The 2,473-nt window shown below is 63.4% G+C and carries 1 protein-coding gene; it reads left to right on the forward strand.

All coding sequences use genetic code 11. The features are described 5' to 3' along the window. Positions 1-3: 3 nt before the first annotated feature. The coding region (locus AB0H37_RS44960) for an ATP-dependent Clp protease ATP-binding subunit (protein ID WP_189269997.1) at positions 4-2,473 on the forward strand (2,470 nt) is incomplete at its 3' end.

Here is a 2,473-nt window from a genome sequence, read left to right on the forward strand (position 1 = left end):
GAGATGTTCGAGAGGTTCACCGACCGCGCGCGGCGGGTTGTTGTTCTGGCTCAGGAAGAGGCCAGGATGCTCAACCACAACTACATCGGCACCGAGCACATCCTCCTGGGTCTGATCCACGAGGGTGAGGGGGTTGCCGCCAAGGCTCTGGAGAGTCTGGGGATCAGTCTTGAGGCTGTGCGTCAGCAGGTTGAGGAGATCATTGGTCAGGGGCAGCAGGCGCCTTCTGGTCACATCCCGTTCACTCCGCGTGCCAAGAAGGTTCTTGAGCTGTCGCTGCGTGAGGCGTTGCAGCTGGGTCACAACTACATCGGTACCGAGCACATTCTGCTGGGTCTGATCCGTGAGGGTGAGGGTGTCGCGGCTCAGGTGCTGGTGAAGCTGGGTGCGGATCTGAACCGGGTGCGGCAGCAGGTGATCCAGTTGCTGCACGGGTATCAGGGTAAGGAGCCGGCGGCTTCGGGTGGTCCGTCGGAGGCGGCGCCGTCGACGTCGTTGGTGTTGGATCAGTTCGGTCGGAACCTGACGCAGGCGGCGCGTGAGGGCAAGCTTGACCCGGTGATCGGTCGGGACAAGGAGATCGAGCGGGTCATGCAGGTGCTGTCGCGGCGTACCAAGAACAATCCGGTGCTGGTGGGTGAGCCGGGTGTGGGTAAGACCGCGGTGGTGGAGGGGTTGGCGCAGAAGATCGTCAAGGGTGAGGTGCCCGAGACGTTGAAGGACAAGCAGCTGTACACCCTGGATCTGGGTGCGTTGGTGGCGGGGTCGCGTTACCGGGGTGATTTCGAGGAGCGTCTGAAGAAGGTGCTCAAGGAGATCCGGACCCGTGGTGACATCATCTTGTTCATCGATGAGCTGCACACGCTGGTGGGTGCGGGGGCGGCTGAGGGCGCGATCGATGCGGCGTCGATTCTGAAGCCGATGCTGGCGCGGGGTGAGTTGCAGACGATCGGTGCGACGACGCTGGATGAGTACCGCAAGCATCTGGAGAAGGATGCGGCGTTGGAGCGGCGGTTCCAGCCGATTCAGGTGGCCGAGCCGTCGTTGTCGCACACGATCGAGATCCTCAAGGGGCTGCGGGATCGTTACGAGGCGCATCATCGGGTGTCGATCACCGATAGTGCTCTGGTGGCGGCGGCGCAGTTGGCGGATCGCTACATCTCTGATCGGTTCTTGCCGGACAAGGCGATCGATCTGATCGATGAGGCGGGGTCGCGGATGCGGATCCGTCGGATGACGGCGCCGCCGGATCTGCGGGAGTACGACGAGAAGATCGCTGATGTGCGTCGGGACAAGGAGTCGGCGATCGACGCGCAGGACTTCGAGAAGGCCGCGGCGCTGCGTGATTCGGAGAAGCAGCTGCTGGGGCAGAAGGCGCAGCGGGAGAAGGAGTGGAAGGCCGGCGACATGGACGTGGTCGCCGAGGTCACCGATGAGTTGATCGCCGAGGTGCTGGCGACGGCGACGGGGATCCCGGTGTTCAAGTTGACCGAGGAGGAGTCGACTCGGCTGCTGCGGATGGAGGACGAGCTCCACAAGCGGGTGATCGGGCAGGAAGACGCGATCAGGGCGTTGTCGCAGTCGATCCGCCGGACCCGGGCGGGGTTGAAGGATCCCAAGCGGCCGGGTGGGTCGTTCATCTTCGCCGGCCCCTCTGGGGTGGGGAAGACCGAGTTGTCCAAGACGCTGGCGGAGTTCTTGTTCGGTGACGAGGACGCGCTGATCCAGCTGGACATGTCGGAGTTCATGGAGAAGCACACGGTGTCGCGGCTGTTCGGTTCTCCGCCCGGCTATGTCGGGTATGAGGAGGGCGGTCAGCTGACCGAGAAGGTGCGGCGCAAGCCGTTCTCGGTGGTGCTGTTCGATGAGATCGAGAAGGCCCACCAGGACATCTTCAACTCGCTGCTGCAGATCCTGGAGGACGGTCGGCTGACCGATGCCCAGGGCCGGGTGGTGGACTTCAAGAACACGGTGATCATCATGACCACCAACCTTGGGTCCAAGGACATCTCCAAGGGCGTGTCGATGGGGTTCGCCCGGCAGAACGACGAGCAGGGCTCGTATGAGCGGATGAAGGCCAAGGTGTCGGAGGAGCTCAAGCAGCACTTCCGGCCCGAGTTCCTCAACCGTGTCGATGACACGGTGGTGTTCCACCAGCTCACGCCCAAGGAGATCATCCAGATCGTGGATCTGATGATCGCCAAGGTCGACCAGCGGCTGCACGACCGCGACATGGGCATCGAGTTGCGGCAGGAGGCCAAGGACCTGCTGGCGCTGCGCGGGTATGACCCGGTGCTGGGCGCCCGGCCGCTGCGCCGCACCATCCAGCGCGAGATCGAGGACAACCTGTCGGAGAAGATCCTCTACAACGAGCTCAAGGCCGGCCAGATCGTGATCGTGGGCACCGAGGGCTTCGACCCCGACAACCCCGACACCACCGAGAACGCCAAGTTCACCTTCAAGGGCGTTCCGA

The sequence above is a fragment of the Actinomadura sp. NPDC023710 genome (genome assembly GCF_040639875.1).
GTDB lineage: Bacteria > Actinomycetota > Actinomycetes > Streptosporangiales > Streptosporangiaceae > Spirillospora > Spirillospora citrea.